Raw genomic sequence first — 23,491 nt, 5'->3', positions numbered from 1 at the left:
GGCTCACCGCCTCCGGCGGACCACATCCTCGTAGGTCCGCCGGAGGGTGGCGGTGACGGCCTCGATGGTGAACCGGTCGTTGACCAGCTGCCAGGCCGCCTTGCCCGCCTGCTCGGCGGCCTCCGGCTCCAGCAGCTCCAGGATCGCGTCGGCGACCTTGCGGGCGTTGGCCGCGTCCTCGCCGACCCGGCTGTCGATGACCCGGCCCGCACCGGCCCCCGACACATCGGGGCCCTGCCCGCAGGTGCGGGTGATGACGACCGGAGTGCCGACCGACATCGCCTCCAGGACCGAGACCGGGAACGGCTCCTCGATCGCCGGGAGCACGTACACATCGGCCTCGCGTCCGGCGGCGAGGACCTCGTCGTGCTCCAGCGGGCCCACATGGTCGAGTGAGTCCGTGACACCCAGCTCCCGGGCGAGGGCCAGGGTGCCGGCCAGCGCGCCGGTGTCCGGGCCGGCCAGCACGAAGCGGGCGTCCGGGTGGCGGGCGAGGACGTGCGGCATCGCGGCGATGAAGTCCTCGGGCCGCTTTCGCTCCTGGATGCGGGCGAGGTACAGCACCGTCGGCGGGCGGCCGGGGTCGCGGGCGGGCTTGCGCTCCTGCGGGCGGACGCCGTTGACCAGCCGCACGGTGCGGGTGAGCGGTACGGGAGCCGCGACGGCGTTCACATCGACCCGCTCCATCTCGGTGAGGTGCAGGACGGCGTCGGCCTCGCGCAGCACCTTGCGGACCCCGAGGACGTCGGTGAGCTGGGCGACCTTCTTCTCGGTGGGGTCGATCATGCCGTGTGTCTGGACGACCAGGGGTGTGCGGGTCGCGAGCGCGAGGAGCGCCGCCGGCAGGGTCACCAGGTCCCGCATCAGATGGACGTGCACGAGGTCGGCGCCACGCATCATGCGGCGCGCGGTGCGCAGCAGCGCGGCGGAGGTGATGCCGCTGACCTCGAACATCGGGAGCAGGTGCCGTGCCTGGAAGAGGTGGACGGGAACTCCCTCCACGTGGCTGGGCAGTTCGCCGTCGGGGAAGCCGTCGCCGAGGGCCATGACGCGCGCGTCATGGCCGTTCGCCCGCTGGACCTTGGAGAGGTTGAACGCCACCCGGGTCGGCCCGCCGAAGGCATGGTCCGGAGTGTGGAGCGTGACAACGTGCAGGACTTTCACCAGAGTTCCCCTCGACTGCGGCCAATAATTCACAGGGTAGTCATCGCGCCCCCTCAAGTGGGCTGATTCGTTAGAGTGTTCAGCGGTTCACTGATCCCGGGGGGGGCGCATGACGTCGGTGCACACGTCGGCGCAGGAGCAGGCCGCCCGCGCGGTCGCGCGTCCGGAGTGGGCATGGGCCCCGGGCGGCGTCCCGGAGCCGCCCGAGCAGCCCATCGCCTGGTCGATGCTGTCGCGGGCCCTGTCCGTGCCGCTCATCCTGGGGCTGGTCTGCTTCCTGCCCGCGGTGATCGCCGCCCAGCCCGGCAGCGAGGTCCGGGACACGGCGTACTGGCTCCAGCTTGTCCTGACCTGCTACGCCGGGGCGCGGCTGGCGACGATGATCCTCTCCACCCGGCGGCGGCTGCTCCAGGGCGTCTTCTGGATGTTCGTGTACATCGCGATGGGCGTGGCCCCGTTCGCCCAGGTGGTGATCGGGCAGACGCCGACGCCGATGGTGGGACCGCGCCAGGACCTGGTCACGGCCATCGCGATGGTTCTGGTGGGGTGTGCCGCCTACGACCTGGGGGCGCTGCTGGCCTCGCGGCGCCCGCTGCGACGCCGTACGGTCTCGGTGCGGAGCTGGGGTCCCGCTCTCGCGCATCCCGTGCGGCTGCGGCTGCTGGTGCTGGTGGCATTCGCGGCGAGCGCGTTCTACATGCTGAAGCTGGGCGGGCCCGCGGTCTTCTTCTCCAGCCGGCAGGAGATCAACGAGACCGTCGCGGCGACCGGGGTCGCGGCGGAGGGGTCCAATGTCGGCTCGGCGTTCCTCAAGGGCTTCGGCCAGGTCCCGGCGCTGCTGGCACTGCTCCTCTACACCCGCCGTCTGGCGACCTCCTACCGGGCCCGGCGCACCCCGTCCACGGTGCTGGTGTGGGTGGCGCTCGGAGCACTGAACCTCGTGGTGAACAACCCGATATCCAACGCCCGTTACTGGTTCCTGACGGTGCTGATGGCGTTCGTGTTCACCGCGCTCCCGAGCAGTGCGGCGGTCTACCGCACCGTGCTGGCGACGGGGGTGGTGGGGGCACTGGTGGTGTTCCCGTACGCGGACAAGTTCCGGTACGACGACGAAGCACAGCGGTCCGCGCAGTCGGCCTCGGTCTTCGAGCCGCTGGTGACCAAGGACTACGACCAGATGGTGATGTTCGCCAACACCATCTCTTGGGTCGACACCAGGGAGCACACCTACGGCCGCCAACTCGCCGGCTCCGCACTGTTCTTCGTGCCGCGCGCGGTGTGGAGCGGGAAGCCTGAGGACACCGGGGTAAGGGTCGGGCAGTGGATGGGGCTGCGTATGACCAACCTCTCGGCCCCTCTGTGGACCGAGTTCTGGGTCGATTTCGGCGCGACCGGGATGATCGGCGGCCTGGCCCTGATCGGTTACGCCGCGGCCCGTACCGACCGCAGGTACGCGCTGGCCGTCACCCGGGCGGGTCCGGGCCCGGGCAGTGTGCTGGCGATCGCGGCACCTCTCATCGCCGGGTACACCTTCATCCTGTTGCGTGGTCCGCTGCTCCAGGCGGCGGGGAAGCTGGCGATCGCCGCCCTGTGCCTGCTGCTGATCACCACGTTCAGGGAGCGGAGGGCAGCGCGTCGGCGCTGACGGTCCTTTCCGCGCCCTGTGCCCCGCGGCGCAGCCGGGCGACCCTGGTCCAGGTGGCGGCGGCCTTGCAGAGCGATCCGAGGCACAGCCCCCAGGCCGCCCCGGGGACGCCGCCGAGGACGTATCCGCCGGCCATCAGGGCCACGGCGGTGAGCGAGAAGACCACCTGGATGCTCAGCGTCGTGCGCGGGTCCAGCATGCGCAGGGCGAGCAGTCCGCAGGTGCCTGCCGCCATCGCCGCGTACTGGCTGCCGGTCGCCGGAAGCAGGGCGGCGGCCGCCGGCCAGGTGTCACCGAGGAGTTCGTGCCCCGCCCGCTCGGGCAGCAGGGCCAGCGCGGTGGCCCAGAGGGCGGCGGTGGCGGCGAGGACGGCGGCGAGTCCCGCGGTGGCCCTGACAAGGCGCCGTTCGTCACCGATGCGGCCGAGCAGGGGCGGGCCGAAGGACGTGGCGGAGGTGAACAGCACGTTGAGCGGCCCGAACAGGGTGGTGGCCCCACGCAGGGCGCCGACAAGGAGTGGGTTGCCGACGGCCCCGAGACCGAGGACGGCGAGCTGGCTGGTCGCGTTGCCGACACCGAATTCGACGACGAAGCGCCGCCCGAGGTGCCCCCGCATGAGCATCGGGCGCAGCAGCAGCCCGGTCCCGGCGGTCGAGCGGTGCAGCAGTGCGGCGGACAGCACGAGGGCCGGCAAGGCGGACAGTCCCCAGACCAGGACCAGCCGGGCAGGGGTGGCCCCGTAGCCCTGGACGGACAGCGCGCCCAGCACACAGGCGAGCCTCAGCAGGTCCCCGCACAGGGCGAGATGGGGTTGCTGCAGGGTGGAGAAGGCGTAGCGCAGGGCGTCCTGCCCCAGCACCACCGGCAGGACGAGGCCCAGCATCACCAACGCGCGGGCGGTGTCCCCCGGGACTAACAGGCAGACGGCGGCGAGCAGGCCGCCCAGAGCGGCCGCGGCCACCACGGTGAACACGACGGCAGAGCGGCAGGCACCCCGGACGTCCTCACCGGCGCCGCGCCGCAGGACCAGGGGCTGCCCGGTGTACGCGCCGGAGACGCCCAGCAGCACCGTGAAGACGAGGTAGACGGCGGAGAAGCGGGCGAAGTCGGCCACGGTGGAGAGGCGGGCCGCGGCCACGAGCACCAGGATGTTGGTGAGCGCCGCCACGCCCTGGTCCGCGACCGAGCAGAGGATCGCGGTGCGGGCTCTCACCGGCGCGCCCCCGGGAGGGTGAAGGAGCGCAGCCCCATGGTCTCGTCCGGATTCCCGGTGATCTCCGGCGCGTCCGCCTCGAGGGCCGGGACGCCCGGACCACCGCCACCGCGGCGCCGGCCGGACCTGGCCCGGCGTTCCACGCGGCCCGGCCCGCCCCGGCCGGTGTGGAGCAGTGCGCCGAGCACCTGGCCGCCGGAGGCTCCGATGATCTCCCGGATGCGTTCCAGGTCGCTGCGGTGCGTCTCGCGCGGGTCGCAGACGATCATGACGCCCTCGACCCGGTCGACGAGCGCGACCGCGTCGGCGTACGACAGCACCGGTGGGGCGAGGACGATGACCACGGCGCCGGGGCGGTCGGCCTCGGCCACGATCCGCGCGACGGACGCGGCGGTCAGGGCGCGCGGCACGTTGTCCGCGGTGGTCCCGGCCACGAGGGCGAACGCCCCGGAGCCCGGCACGTCCACGTTGCAGCGGCCGCCCGCCGGCCAGCTGCGGTCGCCCTCCTCGGCTGCCCACCTCGGCGGCCGGACCTCATGGGCCGCCGGCCCCAGGTCGCGGGCCAGCGAGGGGGTGCGCAGGTCGGCCTCGACGAGCAGGACGTCGCGGCCCATCTCGGCGAAGGCGGCGGCCAGGTTGACCGCCGCGGCGGACGCCGCGGCGTTGTCCCCCCGCGGCGCGGTGACCAGGAGCCGGCGGCTGTCCGCGAACGACGGGTCGTAGGCGAGCCGGAAGGCGACCGCGCGGTACTCCTCGGCGAGCCGCGAACCGCTGCGTCCGATCGCGAGCAGGGTTCCGTTGGCGGCGCGTTCCCTGGGCAGGGTCCCGAGCAGCGGGGCCCCGAGGGAGCGTACGAGTTCGCGGGGGGAGCGCACGGCGGGGTCGAAGACGAGACGCACCCAGGACAGCAGCAGTCCGAGGGCCAGACCGACGACCGCACCGAGCCCGAGGAGCAGCGGGAGACCGGCTCCGGCGGGCTCGGTGGGGGCGACCGGCTTCTTGTTGAGGTAGCCGGGAGTGGTGTCGAGGGCCTTGAGTTCGGAGATCTTCCGGCTCAGTTCGGAGATGGAGACGATGATGTTCGCGCGTGCGCTGCTGACGTCGTCCGCGGCGTCGACCCCGGTGCGCTCCTCCAGCAGGTCGCGCTTCTCCTCGAGCGGTTCGAGCTGGGCGCGGTAGCCGTTCGCCATGTTGTCGATGCTCTCCTGGGTGCGCGCCTTGCGGTGCGCCAGGTAGGCGTTGGCCAGCGCTTCGGCGCGGTCGCGGGCCTGCTCGGGGGAGGCACCGGTGTAGGAGAAGCGGAGAGTCAGGGTGTTGGGCGGGTTGGTGACCTGGAGGCCGGTGAGCAGCTTGCGGGCGGTGACGTCGTCGCCCTTCTTGAGCAGGGCCCCGGCGGCCAGGTCGCCCACGGTGTCACTGACCGCGGTCTGCCGTTCGGAGCCGATGTTGATGCCCTTGTCGGCGGAGGCTCCGGTGGAGAAGGGGTCGGCGGTCGCGGACCGCACCTGCACCTCCCCGGTGGCCGTGTAGGTGTCGTCGCCGCTCAGGGCGAGGAACCCTCCGCCGAGAAGGCCCGCGACGACGCCTCCGGCGAGCAGCGCCCGGTAGCGCAGGAGCTGGCGGAACTGGTCGCGCAGCAGGGCCGGTTCGTCCTGGTCGTCCAGGGGTCGGATCTGGTGCGTCATCGGCGTGCTCCCCCTCGTGTGTGCCCGGTTCGCGTGTCCCCGGTTCGTGCGTCCGCGAGTGCCTCGGACAGCAGGGCGTCGAAGCGGGCGAGGCCCGCCTCCCTGCTCAGGTGCTGTGCGACGTACCGCGGGCCGTGCGCGCCCAGGGCCTCTGCCGCCGTGGGGTCGGCGGCCAGCCGGCGTACGGAGGCGAGGAGCGCTGCGGGGTCCTCGGGTGGCACGAGAACCCCCGCGCCCGAGCGGCGCACCTCGTCGGCGGTGCCGCCCTCGTCGGCCACGGAGGCGACGACGGGGCGTCCGGAGACGAAGTACGAGGTGAGTTTGGACGGGACGCTCATGTCGAGCACGGATGCCCGCTGGGTGACAGCGAGCACATCGGCGGCGGCGAGCACGTCGGTGAAGTCGTCGGCGCCCGCCGGCGGGAGGAAGTCGACATTGGGCAGGCCCCTGGCCCGCTCGCGCAGCCGTTCGCGCTGGTTGCCGTCGCCCATCAGGACGACCCGGACGTCCGGGGCCAGCCGCGCCAGAGCGACCAGGACGTCGAGCCCCTGTTTGAGGCCCATGTTCCCGGAGTGCAGGAGCACGGGGGTGCCCTCGGCCCAGCCGAGCCTGGCACGGGTGGCGGCGCGGTCGGCCGAAGGGGGCCGCACGTGGGTCCAGTTGGGCACGACCCGGATGCGTCCAGGGTCCACACCGAGCGCGGTGACGCCTTCCACGAAGCTCTCGTGGATGACGCCGACGAGTGCCGCGCCACGCAGCGCGTGACGTTCGGCCTTCGCGGCGACGACCGCCGCCCTGTCTCCCCCTCGGATGCCGCTCTGCGCGGCGGCGGCGCCCATCAGGTCCTGGACGACGGGTATGTGGGGGACGCGGTGGCGGCGCGCCAGCCGGGCGGCGATCACGCCGCCCGCGAGGCTCGGCATCTGGGAGATCACCGCGTCGGGTCGGCCGGGTGGCGGGGCGAGGATTCCGTGGACGAGGAAGGACGCCTCGAACGCGGCACGGCGAAGAGCCGTCTGGCGGGGGGGTACGTAATGTCGGCGCCGGTGCACGCGCACCCCTTCCCGGCTCTCCCGCGTACGCCACACTCCGCGGTACCGCTCGTCCACGCTCCAGGCGGGGTAGTGCGGCATGCCGGTCAGGACCTCGGTCCTGGCCCCGGACGCGGCCCAGTGCTCGGCGAGCTGCGTGGCGTACGGGCCTATGCCCGTCAGCTCGGGGGCGTAGTTGGTGGAGACCACGAGAAGTCTGCGGTTTTCGAACGGCCTCTGATGCTCAGCAGCGGACAACGGATGATCGCCTTCCCCCCGGAACAGCCTCTCCTGCGAGCTTATCCGTTCACGGGATGCACAAGTGTTCTTCACAGTAAGGTCGTTGCACCAGTTCCACCGTGGGGGGAGAGAACGGATGGTGCAGCACAGGGTCGGCTACGCGCCGGGGGTGTACGACCTGTTCCACGTCGGACACCTGAACATCCTGCGGCACGCCCGCAGTCAGTGCGACTACCTGGTGGCCGGAGTCGTGTCCGACGAGATGGCCGCACTGGCCAAGGGGCACACACCCGTCATCCCGCTGCCCGAGCGGCTGGAGATCGTGCGCAGTGTGCGTCACGTGGACGCCGCGTTCGTGGAGACCGTTCCGGACAAGGTCGAGACCTGGCAGCAGGTCCGCTTCGACGTGATCTTCAAGGGCGACGACTGGCGGGGCACGGAGAAGGGTGAACGCCTGGAGCGGGACTTCGCCGCGGTCGGGGTGGAGGTCGTCTACTTCCCGTACACGGTGCACACGTCCAGCACCCAGCTGCGCCGGGCGCTGGACGTGCTGGTCAGTCGGGACGGAGCGCTTTCAGCTCCCTGAACCACTTGACGAGGAACGCCGCGAGGAACAGGGCGTGCACCGCCGCGAGCGCGGCGTACCCGGCCCGGAAGGCCCACGGTGCGCCGAGCAGCAGGAAGACCAGGCAGAAGACCCCGTAGTCCGCGGGGAGCAGCGCCACGGCCCGCACCCGGGAAACCGTGGCGGCGGGGCCTGGGGCAGCCGGTGCGGTGCGGGCCGCCGCCTTGCCGAGCTGCTCCCGCAGCAGCCCCGCGCAGAAGGTGAGCACGGCGACGAAGAGGAAGCCGAGCGGCAGCAGGAGCCAGCCCTCGCCGGGCAGTTGGTCGAAGCGGTGGAACGAGATCAGCACTGCGGTGTGCACCAGGATCATCTTCGCGCAGTCCACGACGTGGTCGAGCCACTCACCGTCCGGCCCGCCCCGCCCGGTCAGCCGGGCGAGCTGCCCGTCGGCCGAGTCGAAGGCGAAGCCCACGGCCAGACCTGCGCAGACGGCCGCACCCAGCCACCACGACGGCTCCACGAGCGCGACCGCCGCGATCGAGGTGAACGTGAAAAAAGCGCTCGCCGCCGTTACTTGATTGGGCGTCAGCCCCACTCGGTACGCACCCGCGGCGAGCAGGCGCCCGGCCGGCCTGTTCACGTACCGCGAGTAGAGCGAGACACCCTTGGACGACTTCTGTGCACCGCGCAATTCACGCAGCACCGTACCCGTGCTCGACATACGCCCCCCAGCGCCCGGTGGTTCCCCGCCGCATCATCGCAGAAATAGTGTGGGAGGCGTGGAGATACCCAGACGCATCACGTTCGACAGGCTGCACAACTTCCGTGATCTGGGCGGTCACCGGTCCGCGGACGGCCGCCCGGTCCGCCGCGGGCTGCTGTACCGCTCGGACTCCCTCGCCAAGCTCGAAGGGCGCGACTGGGACCGCTTCCTCGCCCTCGGTGTGCGGACCGTCATCGACCTGCGCTACCCGTGGGAGATCGCGGCCAGGGGCAGGGTCCCCGTCAGCGAGCAGTTCACCTACCTCAACCTGAGCATCGAGCACCGCCCGTACGACCAGGCGGCGATCGACCCGGCGGTCGATCCGTGGCGCTACCTCGCCGACCGCTACGCGGAGGTCGCCGAGGACGGGACGGTGGAACTGCGGCAGGCACTGGAGGCCGTCGCCGGAAGCGCGGGGCCCCTCGTCTTCCACTGCGCGTCGGGCAAGGACCGCACCGGTCTGCTGGCCGCACTGGTCCTGTCGCTGCTCGGAGTCGACGAGGACGGTGTGGCCGAGGACTTCGCCCTCACCGAGGCGGCCACCGACCTGCTGATCGCCGACTGGGCGGCGCTCCACGGCGGCCGCACGCCGCTCTGGCCCGGATACGGGCGGGCACCGGAGGAGGTCATCCGGCTGTTCCTCGCCGACCTGAGGGCCGAGCACGGTTCGGTGCACGGGTACGTCACCGGGCGGCTCGGTGTCACCGACGCCGCGGTCGGCGCACTCCGCGCACGGCTGCTCGAGGACTGACTGTCAGCTCCGCCCCGTACCGCTGTCCGGCCGCTCGGCCTCCTGCCCGGGCTCGGTGAGCTGCGCGTCCAGGTCGTCGAACAACAGCTCACCGCGCTCGATCTGCCCCGTCCGGTACGCCGACCGCGCCACCAGATGGGCCGCGACCGGGCCCGTCATGAGCTGGAAGAAGCCGATGAGGGCCAGCGTCGCCAGGTCCATCCCGCTGCGCAGCCGCAGCGCGACCCCGGCCAGCACCAGCAGCAGCCCGAGTGTCTGCGGTTTGGTCGCCGCGTGACTGCGCGACAGGACGTCGGGCAGCTTCACCATGCCGATCACCCCGAGGAGGCAGATGGCCGCGCCGAGGAAGACCAGCACCGCGCCGGCGGTGTCCGTGATCTGGAGCCAGACGTTCATTTCCGCCCCTTCTTCCCTGCGGGCCCGCGCCGCGGCAGCGGCTTGTCGCGTACGGCGATGAACCGGGCGATGCCCACCGATCCGGTGAAGCCGAGGAACGCGAGCACCAGCATGATCGGGAAGTAGAACGAGTCACGGGCGAACGCCGACTTGGCGCCCAGGCCCGCGATGATCAAAGCGGCGAGCACGTCGAGGGCGATGGCCCGGTCCAGCATCGAGGGACCGCGGCTGATCCGGAAGAGCAGCAGTGCTCCGGCCACGACGACGAATCCGACGGCGGCGGTGATCAGTACTCGGTCGACGGTCTCGGGACCACTCATGCCTCCTCCTCTCCACTGTCGCCACCGGGGACGGGTGATGGTGGCTCGGACACCCGGTTGATCTCGTCGGGGGTGCCGAACGCCCGGACCGTCAGCTCCTCCAGTTTCCAGACGGAGCGGCGGGCCGCATCCAGTTCCGCCGGCCGGTCGGCGTCCAGGACGTGCAGGAAGAGCGTGGCCGTGGCCCTGCGCACCTCGACAACGGAGCCGCCCGGCATGTTGGACACGCTGACGGCGGTCGCGGCGAGCATCAGGTCGCTGCGGCAGCGCAGGGGTACGGCGATGACGGCCGGGCGGTGCGGGTGGCCGGCGAAGATCTGCCGGGTGACCTTCACACCCGAGGTGTACATGTCGTAGAGCAGATAGGCGGCGAGCCGCACGATGCCCCACGGGTGCAGCCGCAGCCCCAGATCGACCTGCGGCAGTGGGAACGCCAGGCAGACGGCGACCGCGACGACCACTCCGGTGACGACGTTGGCCCAGGTCAGGGTGGACCACAACAGGACCCAGATCAGAGTGAGCCAGGAGATCAGCGGGAGGTCGAGGACGCGGCGTCGGCGGCCCGCGAACTCGACGCTGAACGGCGGCAGGTCGGGATTGCGGTACGACAGGGTGATCAGGCGCCTCACCGGCCGAGCACCTCCTCCACATAGGGCCGGCGCGCGATGAGTTCGGCTGCCGAGCGGTCGGTGAAGGCCGTCAGTGGACCGGCCAGGACGGTGAAGGCGAGGCCGAGCAGGACGGTGCCCGCGGTGGCGGCCGTCATGGCCCGGGGCGGCCGGATCGTGGTGGTGACGGCCCGCCCCTGGAGGGTGGCGGCCACGACCTGGCCGGCCGGGGCCGGCCCCACCCCCTCGTCGCCCGTGCCGGGGATGCGGTCGGGCCCGGCATCGGGGTCGTCGTCGTCGCTGTCGTCGGCGGTCTCCAGGATGGTGCCGTAGGCGGCCTGGCCCGGTGGCTCGGTGCGCCAGAAGGCCAGGTTCCAGATCTTGGCCATCACGTACAGGGTGAGCAGGCTCGTCACGGTCGCGCCGGCGACGAGCACCCAGGCCCAGACACTGCCGTCCGCGACGCCCGCGCGCATGAGTCCGAGTTTCCCGATGAAGCCGGAGAGCGGTGGGATCCCCGCGAAGTTCATCGCGGGGACGAAGAAGAGGAGCGCGAGCAGCGGAGCCGCCTTGGCCATTCCGCCGAGCCGGGTGAGCTCGTTGGTGCCGCCCCGGCGTTCGATGAGCCCCGCGACGAGGAAGAGGCTCGTCTGGACGGTGATGTGGTGGGCCACGTAGAAGATCGCGCCTCCGTACGCCTCACGAGTGGCGAGACCGATTCCGAAGACCATGTAGCCGATGTGGCTGATGAGGGTGAAGGAGAACAGCCGCTTCAGGTCGGTCTGGGCGACCGCCCCGAGAATGCCCACGATCATCGAGGCGAGGGCCACGGCCATCAGCAGGTCACCGAGCCGGTTCCCCGGGAACAGGAGCGTCTCCACCCGCAGCATGCAGTAGATGCCGACCTTCGTCAGCAGGCCCGCGAACACGGCGGTGACGGGCGCGGGCGCGGTCGGGTAGGAGTCGGGGAGCCAGGCGGCGAGGGGGAAGACGGCGGCCTTGATGGCGAAGACGGTGAGCAGCATGGCCTGGACCAGGGTCTGCACGCCGAGGGGGAGATCGGGCAGCCGGACGGCGAGCTGGGCGAAGTTGGCCGTGCCGGCGGCGGCATAGGTCATGGCGATCGCCGTGAGGAACAGCATCGAGGAGAACAGCGAAATGATCACGTACGTGGAGCCCGCCCGGATCCGGGGGCCGGTTCCGCCGAGCGTGAGCAGCACGAAGCTGGCGACCAGCATGATCTCGAAGCCGACGTAGAGGTTGACGAGGTCGCCCGCGATGAAGGTGAGGGAGACCCCGGCGACCAGGATGAGGTAGGCGGGGTGGAAGACGGCGACCGGGGTCTCCTTGTCCCGGTCCGCCATGCCCTGGCCGAGCGAGTAGACCAGCACGGCGAGGGTGACCGCCGAGGAGACGGTCAGCATCAGGCCGGACAGCCGGTCGGCGACCAGCGTGATGCCGAGCGGCGGGGCGAAGTCGCCGAGGTGTACGGAGAGCGGCCCCTGCCGGTCGGCGGCGATCATCAGGGTCACCGAGAGGCAGAGCACGGCGCTGAGCACGGCGACGCTGATGAAGCGCTGGAAGCGGGCGAGCCTGGTGCCGAAGGCGAGGCTCAGCCCGGTGGCGCAGAGCGGCAGCAGGACCGGCAGCGGAACGAGCGCGTTCATCCGGCGGCTCCTCGGTCGGCGTCCTTGTCGTTCACGTAGTCCTCCGGGTCGGCTCCGAGCACGTCGTGCCACAGGTCGCCACCGGCGTCCCGGCCCCGGGCCTGCAGGGCGCGGTCGGCACGCAGCCTGGCGCGCAGCCGGTGGCGTTCCTGGCGGTAGCGTGTGCGGTCCTTCCTCGATCGTCCGGGCTCGGCCCGGTACTCCTGACGGAGTTCGGCGCGCTCCCCCAGTACCTCGGCGCGCAGGAAGATGCGCCGGTCCTCCAGGTCGTCGTGGACCTCGTCCGTGCCGGTCAGCTGGTAGCTGCGGTAGGCCATCGCGAGCAGGAAGGCCGTGGTGGCGAGCGTGATGACGATCGCGGTGAGGGCAACGGCCTGGGGCAGCGGGTCGGTGACCCGGCGCAGCGGCACGCCGTAGAGCAGGGGAGCCGCGCCTGCCGAGCCGGTCGACGAGAGGACCAGCAGGTTGATGCCGTTGCTCGCGATCACCGCGCCGAGCAGGATGCGGGTGAGCGGCCGGGTGAGCATGAGGATGCCGCCGACGGCGCAGAGGACGACGGCCGTCGCGAGGAGCGAGAGGCTCATGGTCATCGGTTCGGCTCCCCCGTCCCGGTGTCCGGCGCGGGTGTCAGTGCGCCCGCCGCCCGCTCGATCTGCCGGTCGACCTTGGCACCCAGAGCCCGCACGATGTCCAGGACCACGCCGAGCACCAGCAGGTAGACACCGAAGTCGAAGACGAGCGACGTGCTCAGGTGGTAGTCCCCGAACACGGGCAGATGCCCGTGGTAGGTCCAGGCGTGCAGCACGGTCCCCTCCGCGAGGCCGCCCAGCGCGACCGCCGTCGACAGGAACAGTCCGAGCCCGGTGAAGAGGCCCGGCTGCAGCGGCGCGGCCTCGGCGAGCTCGAACCTGCCGCCGGCGAGGTAACGGGTGATGAGTCCGAGTCCCGCGACGAGTCCGGCGACGAAGCCGCCGCCCGGCATGTTCTCCGCGCAGAACAGCAGGTACAGGGAGAGCACCAGGATGGGGTGGAAGAGCAGTCGGCCCACCACCTCGAAGACGACGGACCGGTGTTCGGGCGCCAGGGTGGATCCGGCTGCCAGCCAACTGCGTTCGGGCGCCGTGTCGTCGCCCCGCGGGAGTCCGGTCAGCTGTCGGCGCTGCAGCGTCCATGCGGTCTCGCCCCGCAGTTCCTCCCTGTTCATCGAGGTCTCGCCGCGGCGGTGCAGGTAGATGAGGCTGGTCACCCCGATCGCCGCAGCCGCGAGGACGGCCGACTCCCCCATCGTGTCCCAGGCCCGCAGGTCGACCAGGATGGTGGCCACCACGTCCTTGAGGCCGTGGTGGGCGACCTCCTCGACCATGGCGGCGCCCGCGGGCTCGGCCACGCGTGCGGCGCCCGCCACCCAGACGGCCACGCCTACCGTCGCCGCGGCGCCCAGCGCCACGGGGATCCGCAGCGCCCTCCGCCAGGTGCCGATGGACTCCTCGAAGCGCACCGGCATCCGGCGCAGGACGAGCACGAACACGATCATCGACACGGTCTCGACGCAGAACTGGGTGAGCGCCAGATCGGGCGCGCCCTGCACGACGAAGAGCAGCGCCGCCCCGTAACCCGTCAGTCCGGCCAGGACGACGGCCTTCATCCGGCGGCTGACGGTCAGACAGGAGAGCGCGGCAGCGCAGGTCAGCAGGGCCACCGCGCCCTGGAGCGGGGCATCCCACACCCGGGGGGCGACCGCTCCCTCCCAGGGGCGGTCCGTGACGAGGACCGCCAGCTGGCCGGCCAGCATCACCATCAGGGTGATGGCCAGGTAACCGGACAGGGAACCGCGCTGGACGAATCCGGTGATCTGGAGGGCGACCCGTTCCAGGCCGAGCAGGAGGTGCCCGAAGACGCTGTCCGCGGTCGGCCAGGCGACGCGCCTGGAGAACCGGGTGATCCTCGACCGTCCCGCGAAGAGCACCGCGCCCCCCGCCCACGTGAGGGCGGACAGCAGCAGGACGAGGCCGAAGCCGTGCCACAGCGCGAGGTGGTAGGGGTGGGCGGGTGCCGGATAGACGTCGGCGTAGGCGGCGAAGAGGTGGTCCGTCCATCCGACGCCGGGACCGAGCACCAGCCCGGCGACGGCGAGCACGGCGGGCGGGGCCAGGAGGGCGGCGCCAACGCGGTGGACGGGAGTGTCGGCGACGTCCGGCTTGCGGGCGAACGCTCCCCACACGAAGCGGAGGGTGTAGGCGACGGTCAGCGCCGAGCCCGCGACGATGACGGCAAGAGTCCAGCGATCGGCCGTGTCACCGCGGAGCAACGCGTCGAGGGCCGCCTCCTTGGCCGCGAATCCGAGGAACGGCGGCAGGGCGGCCATGGACGCGGCGGCGAGCACCGCGGTCGTGCAGACGTACGGCATGGAGCGGCCGAGGCCGGACAGCTTGCGCAGGTCACGGGTTCCCGTCGCGTGGTCCACGATGCCGGTGACGAGGAACAGCGCGGCCTTGAAGAGTGCGTGCGCGAGGATCATCGCCACGGCGGCGAGCGCGGCGTTCCGGTTGCCCGCTCCGGCGAGCACGGTGAGGAAGCCGAGCTGGCTGACGGTGCCGTAGGCGAGGACGAGCTTCAGGTCGTTCAGGCGCAGGGCGCGCCAGCCGCCGAGGAGCATGGTCGCTCCCCCCAGCACCAGGACGACCGGCCGCCAGACCGGGACGTCGGCGAAGGCGGGAGCGAGCCGCGCCACCAGGTAGACACCGGCCTTGACCATGGCCGCGGCGTGCAGGTAGGCGCTGACGGGGGTGGGCGCGGCCATGGCGTTCGGCAGCCAGAGGCTGAAGGGCCAGATCGCCGACTTGGACAGGGCTCCGCACAGTACGAGGACGACGGCCACGGACACCGCGAGCGTCGTCTCCGGGGGGTCGGCCACGATCGCGGAGATCCGGTAGGTGCCCGCCGCCTCACCGAGGATCAGGAAGCCGACCAGCATGGCGAGGCCGCCGAGCGTGGTGACCGTGAGCGCCTGGAGCGCGGAGCGCCGGTTCTTCTTGAGTTCGCTGCCGTGCCCGATCAGCAGGTAGGAGAAGACCGTGGTCAGTTCCCAGAACACGTAGAGGGAGATCAGGTCGTCGGCGAGGACGAGGGCGAGCATGGCGCCGGCGAAGGCCAGCAGGTTCCCGGCGAAGGGGGCCAGCCGAGGCGAGTCGTCGGTGAAGTAGGAGGCGCAGTACAGCAGGACGAGCATGCCCACACCGGCCGCGAGCAGCACCATCAACTCGGCGAGCGCGTCCAGGCGCAGGGTGACCGACACGTCGTACGTGGCGATCCACTGCCACGACCAGGTGACCGCCCGGCCGGCCTCCGTTCCGCTCCACTCGGTGAACGCCCACACCGTGGTGGCCGCGGGAGGGAGCGCGAGGACGACGAAGGCGTGCCTGCCGAGCCGCCGCACCAGCGGCACCGCGCACGCCGCGAGCACGAAATGGCAGACGATGAGTACGATCACGACGGGTGTTCCGGAACAAAGGCCACCGAATAGTGATATATCGCCTGACTCGGTTCACCCGTCCGGCGCGCCGCGCGGTGGGCGGCCCGCTGGTTCCGGTTCGCGGTGGTCATGATCGGCACTCGTCCCGCTGTGGTCACAGAACGGCGCCTGCCCTGTTCGCCCGCGGTCACACGGCATGACATGGGGGCTTTCCGGCGGGGCCGCCCCGTGCCGCCCTCCCCTCCGCAGCACCCGGTCGGCGTTCAGGGGCAGATGCAGCGGTTCGTCCGGCAGTTCGTCGGGCAGCCCGCGGACGCCTTCGCCGGCGCGCGGGTGACCGCACGCCTCATCACGCACCGTGAAGCCCTCCCCGTCGGGCGAGGTGTCCACGACGCGCGGAGGCGGTCCACCTGCCATGCTTTCGCCTCCCTGCGTGCGTGCCTGCGGTCCATGCTCAGGGCCGGGACACATCCCTGCACCTTCAGCCTCACTCCGCAGCGTGCACGCCGCTACCCGGGCAGGACAGGCATCTCCGGCACTTCGGCGGCCGGGTGTGCGCACCGGGTGTGACGGAGGGGCCGTGTCAGTCCAGGACGGCGATGCCGTCGAGCTCGACCATGGCCTGTTCGTCCCAGAGCCTGACGGCCCCGACGACGGCCATGGCCGGGTACTCACGTCCCGCCATCCTCCGCCAGACGGCGCCGAGTTCGGAGGCGTGCGCACGGTAGTCGGCCACATCGGTGGCGTACACGGTGACCCTTGCCAGGGCCGTCGGGGCGCCTCCCGCCGCGCGCAGGGCCGTGAGCAGGTTGCCCAGGGCCGTCTCGAACTGCTCCGGCAGGGTGTCACCGACGACTTTCCCGTCGCCGTCCAGCGCGGTCTGGCCGGCGAGGAAGACCAGTCGGCCGCCGGCGGCCGTGACGGCGTGCGAGAAGCCGGTGGGCGGGGCGAGTTCGGCGGGGTTGATCCGGGTGATCGGATTCATGCGGACGTCTCCTGTGTCGCGTACAGCTCCTTGGCGATGATGGTGCGCTGCACCTCGGTGGCGCCCTCGTAGATCCGGGGCGCGCGGACCTCCCGGTAGAGGTGTTCGAGCAGATGCCCCCGCTCCAGGGCCCGGGCGCCGTGCAACTGGACGGCCGCGTCGACGACGTACTGCGCGGTCTCGGTGGCGTACAGCTTGGCCATGGCGGCGCGCCGGGGCACGCCCGGCTCACCCGCGTCGTGGGCGGCGGCGGCCGCGTACACGAGGAGCCGGGCGGCCTCGGTGCGGGTGGCCATCTCGGCCACCTGGTGCGAGACGGCCTGCAGGTCCTTGAGCGGGGACCCGAAGGCGGTGCGGTGCGCCGTGTGCTCGAGGGTGGCGTCGAGCGCGGCGCGCGCCATGCCGACGGCGAACGCTCCGACGCTGGGCCGGAAGAGGTTCAGGGTGTCCATGGCGACCCGGAACCCCCGGCCGGGTTCGCCGAGCACGTCCTCGGCGGTCACCGGCACCTCGTCGAAGTCGAGCGCGCCGACGGGGTGCGGGGAGAGCATCTCCAGCGCCGTTCCGGTGAGCCCCGGACGGTCGGCGGGGACGAGGAACGCGGTGACGCCGCGGGCGCCGGCGTCTTCGCCCGTCCGGGCGAAGACGGTGTAGAAGTCGGCTTCCGGGGCGTTGGAGATCCAGCACTTCTCCCCCGAGAGCCGCCAGCCGTCCCCGTCGGGCGCGGGCCGTGCGGCGAGGGCGAGCGCGGCCGCGTCGGATCCGGCGCCCGGCTCGCTGAGCGCGAAGGCGGCGACCGCCCGCCCCGCGCGCACCTCGGGGAGCCAGCGTGCGCGCTGGGCGTCGGTGCCGACCCGGCGGACCGGACCGGCACCGAGGCCCTGGAGTGCGAGTGCGGTCTCCGCCTCGGTGCAGCCGCGCGCCAGCGATTCGCGCAGCAGGCAGAGATCGAGCGCACCCGATCCGAAGAGCCGGTCCAGGAGCCCCAGCCCGCCGAGGGCGGCGACGAGAGGGCGGTTGACGCGGCCGGGCTCGCCCTTCTCCGCGAGGGGGCGCAGCTCGTCGCGGGCGAGGTTGTACAGCTCGTCGCACCAGGCGGTTCGACCGGGATCGAGGGAGAATGCCGTCATACCGGCGCCTCTCTTGTCACGACTTATCGCGGACCGTTGACTACCGTCACCCAAACGATACGCTCCAAGGGCGACAAGGGGGCGATGCTTCATGAAGCCGTCAGATACCGCGAGCGCGCACACCGACACCTTCGCGCACGACCATCTCCCGCCCGCCGAGGACCGGCCCGAGCTGGTCTTCGACCTCCCCGAACTGGCCTACCCGCACCGGCTGAACTGCGGATACGAGCTGCTCGACCGCACCGCCGACCGCCTCGGCCCGGACCGTCCCGCGTTCCTCAGCGGCGACGGCGGCGTGTGGAGCTACGGGGAGCTCCGGGACCGGGTGGACCGGATCGCCCAGGTGCTGACACACGATCTGGGCGTCGTCCCCGGCAACCGCGTGCTGCTGCGCGGCCCCACCACGCCCTGGCTCGCGGCCTGCTGGCTCGCCGTCATGAAGGCCGGCGCGATCGCCGTGACGGTCCTGGACCGGCAGCGGGCGTCGGAGCTCGCCACGATCTGTTCCATCGCCCGCGTCGGCCACGCCCTGTGCGACGTCAGGTCGGCCGACGACCTGGCCGGGGCCCAGGTGCCCGGGCTGCGCGTCACGACGTACGGGGGCGACTCCGACGACGACCTGACGGTACGGGCAGCCGCCCGGCCGGGTCCCTACCCGACGGTGGACACCGCCGCCGACGACATCGCCCTGATCGCGTTCACCTCGGGCACCACCGGCCGGCCCAAGGGCTGCATGCACGCCCACCGGGATGTGCTGGCCGTCGCCGACACCTTCGCCCGGCACGTCCTGCGGCCGGGCCCCGACGACGTGTTCACGGGCAGTCCGCCGCTCGGATTCACGTTCGGGCTCGGCGGGCTGGTGATCTTCCCACTGCGGGCCGGTGCCTCCGCCCTGCTGCTGGAACAGGCCGGCCCCAAGCAACTGCTGCCCGCACTCGCCGCCCACCGGGTCTCCGTCCTGTTCACCGCGCCGACCGCGTACCGCGTGATGCTCGACGCGCTCGACGGCCACGACCTGTCCGCGCTGCGGCGCTGCGTCTCGGCCGGGGAGAACCTGCCCGCCGCGACCTGGCGGTCCTGGTACGAGCGGACGGGGCTGCGCATCATCAACGGCATCGGGGCCACCGAACTGCTGCACATCTTCATCTCCGCCGCCGACGAGGCCGTCCGCCCCGGCACCACCGGCGTCCCGGTGCCCGGCTGGCAGGCGCGTGTGGTGGACGCGGAGGGCGAGGAACTCCCCGACGGCGAACCCGGGCTGCTGGCCGTGCGGGGCCCGGTCGGCTGCCGGTATCTCGCCGACGAACGGCAGCGGGTGTACGTACGCCACGGCTGGAACATCACCGGCGACACCTACGTCCGTGAGCCCGACGGTTACTTCCGCTACGTCGCCCGCGCCGACGACATGATCATCTCCGCCGGGTACAACATCGCGGGCCCGGAGGTCGAGGAGGCACTTCTGCGCCACCCCGACGTGGCCGAGGCCGCCGTGGTGGGCCGGGCGGACGATCTGCGCGGACAGATCGTCGTCGCGTACGTCGTGCCGCGCGAGGACGCACTGCCGTCTGCCGACGACCTGCGGACGCACATGAAGGCGGAGCTGACACCGCACAAGTGCCCGCGCGTCTTCGAGTTCCTGCCCGCGCTCCCGAGGACCGCGACGGGAAAGCTCCAGCGCTTCCTGCTGCGGGACCCCGGCGCCTTAGAGTGATCACGTGGCCGAGCACACCCCGCGTTCCCTGATCGTCAGCCTCTACGGCGCCTACGGCCGTCAGCCCGGCAACGCCCCGCTGGCGGTCTCCGAGCTGATCCGGCTGCTGCACGCGGTGGGGGTCGACGCCCCGTCCGTGCGCTCGTCCGTCTCCCGCCTCAAGCGCCGTGGGCTGCTCGTCCCCGCCCGTACCGCGGACGGGGCGGCCGGGTACGCCCTGTCGTCCGACGCCCGTCAGCTGCTGGACGACGGCGACCGGCGGATCTACCGGCGTCCGGCGCCCCGGATCGGCGACGGCTGGGTGCTCGCCGTCTTCTCCGTACCCGAGGCCGAGCGCCACAAGCGTCACCTGCTGCGCTCACGCCTTGGCCGGCTCGGATTCGGCACGGCGGCGCCCGGTGTGTGGATCGCCCCCGCCGGGCTGTACGAGGAGACGCGGCACACTCTGGAGCGCCTCGGACTCGCCCCGTACGTCGACCTGTTCCGTGGTGAGCACCTCGGCTTCGCCGCGACGGCGGAGGCCGTGGCGCGCTGGTGGGACCTGGACGCGATCGCCCGGCTCCACCTCGATTTCCTGGATCAGCAGGAGCCGGTCCTGCGGACCTGGGAGGCACGGGCGGGCGCGGGCGCGCCGGACCCGGAGGACGCCTACCGGGACTACCTCCGCGCGCTCGACTCCTGGCGGCAACTGCCGTACGCCGACCCGGGGCTGCCCGGCGAGCTGCTGCCGAAGGACTGGCCGGGCGGGCGCTCGGCGGAGGTGTTCGGGCTGCTGCACGGCCGGCTGCGGGACGTGGGGGCCGACTTCGTCCGGGCCGGCGCCTGAGTCGGCCTCCTCCTCCATCCCGTGCCGGTCCCGCTGCCGCGACTGTCTGACGTTCAGTCCAGGGTGAGCCGGGGCTTCGGCCCGTCGGTGCGGCCCGTCGGCGGAGTGCGGCTGCCCGCGCGGTACGCAAGCGGCCAGGAGACTCCGGGCCCCGCGTAGCCCTGCTCGGCCGCCGCGTGCAGCGTCCAGTGCGGGTCGTAGAGGTGCGGGCGGGCCAGTGCGCAGAGGTCGGCACGGCCTGCGAGCAGCAGCGAGTTGACGTCGTCCCAGGAGGAGATGGCGCCGACGGCGATGACGGGCACGTCCAGCGCGTTGCGGATCCGGTCGGCGTACGGGGTCTGGTACGAGCGGCCGTACTCGGGGCGTTCCTCCGCGACGACCTGACCGGTGGAGACGTCGATGGCGTCCGCACCGTGGGCGGCGAAGGCACGGGCGACCGCCACGGCGTCCTCGTCGCTCGTGCCGCCCCGTGTCCAGTCCGTGGCGGAGATCCGTACGGTCATGGGCCGGCCCTCGGGCCATGCGGCGCGGACCGCGTCGAAGACCTCCAGGGGGAAGCGGAGCCGGTTCTCCAAGGACCCGCCGTAGTCGTCCGTGCGCAGGTTGGTGAGCGGGGAGAGGAAGCCGGAGAGCAGATAGCCGTGGGCGCAGTGCAGTTCGAGGAGGTCGAATCCGCAGTGTGCGGCCCGGCGGGCCGCCTCGGTGAACCGGTCCCGGACCCTGTCCATCCCGGCTCTGTCCAGCTCCTGCGGGATCTGGTTGACCCCGCGCGCGTAAGGGAGGGGGGAGGCTGCGCTGACCGGCCAGTTGCCGTCGTCCAGCGGCTGGTCGATGCCCTCCCACATGAGCCGGGTCGAGCCCTTGCGGCCGGAGTGGCCGAGCTGGACGCCGATCGCGGCGCCGGGGGCGGCCTCGTGGACGAAGCGCGTGATCCTCGTCCACGCCTCGGCCTGTCCACCGGTCCACAGTCCTGTGCAGCCGGGGGTGATGCGGCCCTCGGGGCTGACGCAGACCATCTCGGTCATCACGAGACCGGCTCCGCCGAGCGCGCGGGCGCCGAGGTGGACGAGGTGGAAGTCGCCGGGCACGCCGTCGACGGCGGAGTACATGTCCATGGGCGAGACGACGACACGGTTGCGGAGTTCGAGGCCGCGCAGACGCAGCGGGGTGAACATCGGCGGGGTGCCGGGCGGGCACCCGAACTCCTCCTCGACCGCCCCGGTGAAGCCGGGATCGCGCATCCGCAGGTTGTCGTGGGTGACGCGGCGGCTGCGGGTGAGGAGGTTGAAGGCGAACCGCCGGGGTGGCTGGTCGACGTAGGTCGGGAGTTCCTCGAACCAGCGCAGGCTGGCCGCGGCGGCGCGCTGGGTGGACAGGACGACGGGACGGCGCTCGGCCTCGTAGGCGGCGAGGGCGGTGTGCAGGTCAGGCTGCTCCTCGACGCAGGCCGCCAGCGCCAGGGCATCCTCGACGGCGAGCTTGGTGCCCGAGCCGATGGAGAAGTGGGCGGTGTGGGCGGCGTCGCCGATGAGGACCGTGCCGCCGTGCGACCAGTGCGCGTTGCTCACGGTGGCGAAGGTGAGCCAGGAGGACTTGTTGGAGCGCAGCGGCCGGCCGCCCAGGGCCTCGGTGAAGACCTTGGCGCAGCGCTCGGCGGACTCCGCGGTCTCGCAGGTATCGAGGCCGGCCGCCCGCCAGACCTCTTCGCGCATCTCGACGATGACGGTGGAGGCGCCGGCCGCGTAGGGATAGGCGTGCAACTGCATCACGCCGTACTCGGTCTCGGCGATCTCGAAGCGGAAGGCGTCGAAAGCGAAGTCGGCGGCGAGCCAGATGTAACGGTTGCGGTGGTCGGTGACCGTGGGGCGGAAGTGTCGGGCGTGGGCTTCGCGGGTGGCGCTGTGCACTCCGTCGGCGGCGATGACCAGGTCGTGGTGGGCGGCGAGTTCCGCAGCCGGCGGCGCCTCGGCCCGGAAGTTGAGCCGCACGCCGAGGGATGCGCAGCGTTCGTGCAGGATCCGGAGCAGCGTACGGCGGCCCAGCGCGGCGAAGCCGTGGCCGCCGGAGGTCTGGGTCGCCCCCCGGTGCACGACGTCGATGGTGTCCCATCGGACGAACGCGTCGCTCAGGGCCCGGTACACGACGGGGTCGGCGTGCTCGATGCCGCCGAGCGTCTCGTCGGAGAGGACCACGCCGAAGCCGAAGGTGTCGTCGGGGGCGTTGCGCTCCCACACGGTGATCTCGCGGCCGGGGCCCAGCCGCTTCAGGAGGGCGGCGGCGTACAGCCCGCCGGGTCCTCCGCCGATGACCGCGATCCGCCCCGTGTCCGCGGAAGGCATCGCGCTACCTGCCCCGCCACTTCGGCGGGCGCTTCTCGGTGAAGGCGGCGTGGAACTCGGCGTAGTCCTCGCCGTTCATCAGGAGTGCCTGGGTGGCGGCGTCCATCTCCACGGACGCGGCGAGAGGCATGTCGAGCTCGGCGGTGAGCAGCGCCTTCGTCTGTGCGAGGGCGAGGGCGGGTCCGTCGGCGAGCCGTTGGGCCAGTGCGGCGGAGCGGGTGCCGGTCTCCCCCTCACCGGTCAGCTCGCTGATCAGTCCGATGCGCTCGGCCTCGGGGGCACGGACGGGTTCGCCGAGCATGAGGATGCGGGTGGCGTGGCCGAGGCCGACGACGCGGGGCAGGAGATAGGCGGCACCCATGTCACCGCCGGACAGGCCGACCGCGGTGAAGAGGAAGGCGAAGCGGGCGGAGGGGGCGGCGACCCGGAAGTCCGCGGCCAGCGCGAGGACCGCCCCGGCGCCCGCGGCCACTCCGTGGACGGCGGCGATCACGGGGAAGGGGCACTCCCGCAGGGCCCGTACGACCTGTCCGGTCATCCGGTTGAAGTCCAGGAGCTGCGCGGTGTCCATCGCGAGCGTGGCGCCGATGATCTCGTCGACATCGCCACCGGAGCAGAACCCCCGCCCCTCACCGGCGAGCACGAGCGCCCGCACTGAGCGTTCGCGGGACAGCTCGGCGAGAAGGTCGCGCAGGTCGGCGTAGGCGCCGAAGGTGAGTGCGTTGAGCTTGTCGGGGCGGGCGAGCGTGACGGTCGCCACGCCCTCGTCGATGGTCAGACGCAGATGCTCCCAGCGCTCCGTGCGCGGGGCGGAGCCGGTGAACGGGCTCATGGAAGGGTCCCCTCCAGCCGTCGGGCTGCTGCTGATGCACTCCGAAGCTATCACCGATCTGTGACTTCCGTCATGAATACGCTACAGCGCGCCGGGCTCGTGTGGCGAAGGTCCCCTTCGTGCCGGTCGGTCGCCTCTATGTCTGGGG

20 protein-coding genes are annotated in these 23,491 nt (G+C 72.2%); 5 read left to right on the top strand and 15 right to left on the bottom strand.

What is annotated here, in order from left to right; genetic code table 11:
• Positions 1-3 precede the first annotated feature (3 nt).
• Complete coding sequence (locus JOC24_RS20035; RefSeq protein WP_205021713.1) at positions 4-1,164, bottom strand: glycosyltransferase; 1,161 nt, start codon at positions 1,162-1,164, stop codon at positions 4-6.
• Between the two features lie 109 nt (positions 1,165-1,273).
• Between JOC24_RS20035 and JOC24_RS20030 the strand changes: the two genes are divergently transcribed.
• Complete coding sequence (locus tag JOC24_RS20030; protein WP_205021712.1) at positions 1,274-2,809, top strand: hypothetical protein; 1,536 nt, start codon at positions 1,274-1,276, stop codon at positions 2,807-2,809.
• Here the strand turns inward: JOC24_RS20030 and JOC24_RS20025 are convergent.
• Genes JOC24_RS20025 through JOC24_RS20015 form a run of 3 tightly spaced genes read right to left on the bottom strand, consistent with a single transcriptional unit; the run spans position 2,778 to position 6,996 of the window.
• Entirely contained in the window at positions 2,778-4,022 is a 1,245-nt protein-coding gene (locus JOC24_RS20025) for an MATE family efflux transporter (RefSeq protein ID WP_205021711.1), read from the bottom strand. The genes JOC24_RS20030 and JOC24_RS20025 overlap by 32 nt on opposite strands.
• Complete coding sequence (locus tag JOC24_RS20020; RefSeq protein WP_205021710.1) at positions 4,019-5,707, bottom strand: lipopolysaccharide biosynthesis protein; 1,689 nt, start codon at positions 5,705-5,707, stop codon at positions 4,019-4,021. The genes JOC24_RS20025 and JOC24_RS20020 overlap by 4 nt, the downstream gene beginning before the upstream one ends.
• Positions 5,704-6,996 (bottom strand): glycosyltransferase, encoded by a 1,293-nt coding sequence (locus JOC24_RS20015; RefSeq protein WP_239580692.1) that lies wholly within the window; start codon positions 6,994-6,996, stop codon positions 5,704-5,706. The genes JOC24_RS20020 and JOC24_RS20015 overlap by 4 nt, the downstream gene beginning before the upstream one ends.
• A gap of 118 nt (positions 6,997-7,114) precedes the next feature.
• Between JOC24_RS20015 and JOC24_RS20010 the strand changes: the two genes are divergently transcribed.
• The gene (locus JOC24_RS20010; RefSeq protein WP_205021709.1) at positions 7,115-7,564 is read left to right on the top strand and encodes an adenylyltransferase/cytidyltransferase family protein; all 450 of its coding nucleotides are present in this window, start codon (positions 7,115-7,117) and stop codon (positions 7,562-7,564) included.
• On the opposite strand, the gene JOC24_RS20005 is transcribed toward JOC24_RS20010, so the two are convergent.
• A complete protein-coding gene (locus JOC24_RS20005) occupies positions 7,533-8,264 on the bottom strand; it encodes a CDP-alcohol phosphatidyltransferase family protein (protein WP_205021708.1) in 732 nt (243 codons plus the stop codon). The genes JOC24_RS20010 and JOC24_RS20005 overlap by 32 nt on opposite strands.
• A gap of 58 nt (positions 8,265-8,322) precedes the next feature.
• Here JOC24_RS20005 and JOC24_RS20000 point away from each other — a divergent pair, with 58 nt between their 5' ends.
• Positions 8,323-9,057: a tyrosine-protein phosphatase gene (locus JOC24_RS20000; RefSeq protein ID WP_307792734.1), complete on the top strand. Its 735-nt coding sequence runs from the start codon at positions 8,323-8,325 to the stop codon at positions 9,055-9,057.
• Positions 9,058-9,060: 3 nt separating this feature from the next.
• Here the strand turns inward: JOC24_RS20000 and mnhG are convergent, their stop codons facing one another.
• From mnhG to JOC24_RS19960, 8 genes are all read right to left on the bottom strand, one after another.
• Positions 9,061-9,453 (bottom strand): monovalent cation/H(+) antiporter subunit G, encoded by a 393-nt coding sequence (gene mnhG, locus JOC24_RS19995; protein ID WP_205021707.1) that lies wholly within the window; start codon positions 9,451-9,453, stop codon positions 9,061-9,063.
• A complete protein-coding gene (locus JOC24_RS19990) occupies positions 9,450-9,773 on the bottom strand; it encodes a monovalent cation/H+ antiporter complex subunit F (protein ID WP_205021706.1) in 324 nt (107 codons plus the stop codon). The genes mnhG and JOC24_RS19990 overlap by 4 nt, the downstream gene beginning before the upstream one ends.
• Positions 9,770-10,402 (bottom strand): Na+/H+ antiporter subunit E, encoded by a 633-nt coding sequence (locus tag JOC24_RS19985; protein ID WP_205021705.1) that lies wholly within the window; start codon positions 10,400-10,402, stop codon positions 9,770-9,772. Before JOC24_RS19985 ends, JOC24_RS19990 begins: the two co-directional genes overlap by 4 nt.
• Positions 10,399-12,048 (bottom strand): Na+/H+ antiporter subunit D, encoded by a 1,650-nt coding sequence (locus JOC24_RS19980; protein WP_205021704.1) that lies wholly within the window; start codon positions 12,046-12,048, stop codon positions 10,399-10,401. The genes JOC24_RS19985 and JOC24_RS19980 overlap by 4 nt, the downstream gene beginning before the upstream one ends.
• Positions 12,045-12,638: a Na(+)/H(+) antiporter subunit C gene (locus JOC24_RS19975; protein ID WP_205021703.1), complete on the bottom strand. Its 594-nt coding sequence runs from the start codon at positions 12,636-12,638 to the stop codon at positions 12,045-12,047. Before JOC24_RS19975 ends, JOC24_RS19980 begins: the two co-directional genes overlap by 4 nt.
• The gene (locus tag JOC24_RS19970) at positions 12,635-15,538 is read right to left on the bottom strand and encodes a Na+/H+ antiporter subunit A (RefSeq protein WP_205021702.1); all 2,904 of its coding nucleotides are present in this window, start codon (positions 15,536-15,538) and stop codon (positions 12,635-12,637) included. The genes JOC24_RS19975 and JOC24_RS19970 overlap by 4 nt, the downstream gene beginning before the upstream one ends.
• 565 nt (positions 15,539-16,103) lie before the next feature.
• Positions 16,104-16,505: a RidA family protein gene (locus JOC24_RS19965; protein WP_205021701.1), complete on the bottom strand. Its 402-nt coding sequence runs from the start codon at positions 16,503-16,505 to the stop codon at positions 16,104-16,106.
• Positions 16,502-17,635, bottom strand: a complete 1,134-nt coding sequence (locus JOC24_RS19960; protein ID WP_205021700.1) for an acyl-CoA dehydrogenase family protein — start codon at positions 17,633-17,635, stop codon at positions 16,502-16,504. The genes JOC24_RS19965 and JOC24_RS19960 overlap by 4 nt, the downstream gene beginning before the upstream one ends.
• 91 nt (positions 17,636-17,726) lie before the next feature.
• Here JOC24_RS19960 and JOC24_RS19955 point away from each other — a divergent pair, with 91 nt between their 5' ends.
• Positions 17,727-19,346: an AMP-binding protein gene (locus tag JOC24_RS19955; RefSeq protein WP_205021699.1), complete on the top strand. Its 1,620-nt coding sequence runs from the start codon at positions 17,727-17,729 to the stop codon at positions 19,344-19,346.
• 4 nt (positions 19,347-19,350) lie between these two features.
• Entirely contained in the window at positions 19,351-20,172 is an 822-nt protein-coding gene (locus JOC24_RS19950; protein ID WP_205021698.1) for a PaaX family transcriptional regulator, read from the top strand.
• Between the two features lie 53 nt (positions 20,173-20,225).
• Here the strand turns inward: JOC24_RS19950 and JOC24_RS19945 are convergent, their stop codons facing one another.
• Both JOC24_RS19945 and JOC24_RS19940 read right to left on the bottom strand, forming a co-directional pair.
• Positions 20,226-22,511, bottom strand: a complete 2,286-nt coding sequence (locus JOC24_RS19945; protein ID WP_205021697.1) for a bifunctional salicylyl-CoA 5-hydroxylase/oxidoreductase — start codon at positions 22,509-22,511, stop codon at positions 20,226-20,228.
• Positions 22,512-22,515: 4 nt separating this feature from the next.
• Complete coding sequence (locus JOC24_RS19940; protein ID WP_205021696.1) at positions 22,516-23,343, bottom strand: enoyl-CoA hydratase family protein; 828 nt, start codon at positions 23,341-23,343, stop codon at positions 22,516-22,518.
• Between the last annotated feature and the right edge of the window lie 148 nt (positions 23,344-23,491).

It is taken from the genome of Streptomyces sp. HB132 (assembly GCF_016909575.1).
GTDB lineage: Bacteria > Actinomycetota > Actinomycetes > Streptomycetales > Streptomycetaceae > Streptomyces.
Note: the sequence above shows the minus strand (reverse complement) of the source record. Positions and strands in the feature narration are given on the sequence as shown.